Here is a 345-nt window from a genome sequence, read left to right on the forward strand (position 1 = left end):
TTGGAGCCTGGCAATGTCCTACTTTCACATAGCAAATGCTACACTATCATCGGCGCTGTTTCGTTTCACTACTGAGTTCGGCATGGGGTCAGGTGGGTCCAAAACGCTATTGTTACCAAGCAAATAGGGTGCGAAGGAGTAATGACAAAGCACGTAGTGCTTACATTTCCTTTGCGCAAGGTGCCTCAACTTTAACGCTACGCGCTAAGAGTCACCTTATAAATTTGGAATTCTGATAATAAAGTTTTCAGTAAATCTACTTTAGTCTATTAACTTCTTGCGCTATCAACTATCACATAAAACGCGTTTGGCGTTGTATGGTTAAGCCTCACGGGTAATTAGTAC

1 rRNA gene is annotated in these 345 nt (G+C 42.3%); it reads right to left on the reverse strand.

The window, feature by feature from the left end:
• Window positions 1-5: 5 nt before the first annotated feature.
• Window positions 6-120: ribosomal RNA gene (rrf, locus tag H5183_RS21520) — 5S ribosomal RNA — on the reverse strand.
• Between the last annotated feature and the right edge of the window lie 225 nt (window positions 121-345).

Source organism: Pseudoalteromonas sp. SR44-8, assembly GCF_014163635.1.
Taxonomy (GTDB): Bacteria; Pseudomonadota; Gammaproteobacteria; order Enterobacterales; family Alteromonadaceae; genus Pseudoalteromonas; species Pseudoalteromonas rhizosphaerae.